Raw genomic sequence first — 377 nt, forward strand, 5'->3', positions numbered from 1 at the left:
TGCCCGTCGCGCCGTTCGGTATGGCCCCGGGTGCCGCGTGCTGCTTGCGAGTTGTGGTACTTACACAACCAGCCCAGGTTTGCGGGTGTGGTTTCGCCGCCGTGTTGGTGTTCGACCATGTGGTGGGCGTCGCACTCCGAGGCTGGTGCCTTACACCCCTTCCAGGTGCAGGTGGTGGAGTCGGCAAGCATGACTTCTCGGTGTTTCGGGGTGGCGAACCGGGCGTGATAGGCGTTGACCGGCCCGTCCATAACCCCGATGAGGATGATCGCCCCGATGTCTTCGAGCTGCATGCGCACAAACTCCTCACCGCTCACGATCACCCCGTTATCGAAGTGCACCTGGACGTCGTTGCCTTCGCCTGCGATGATGCGCAG

Annotated in this window: 1 protein-coding gene; it reads right to left on the bottom strand. The window is 62.9% G+C overall.

The window, feature by feature from the left end; all coding sequences use genetic code 11:
• Positions 1 to 377, bottom strand: a 377-nt coding sequence (locus tag HMPREF2550_RS12365) for an HNH endonuclease signature motif containing protein (RefSeq protein ID WP_168167709.1), incomplete at both ends; no start/stop codon positions are given.

Source organism: Corynebacterium sp. HMSC074A01, from assembly GCF_001831515.1.
In the GTDB taxonomy this organism is placed as follows: Bacteria; Actinomycetota; Actinomycetes; order Mycobacteriales; family Mycobacteriaceae; genus Corynebacterium.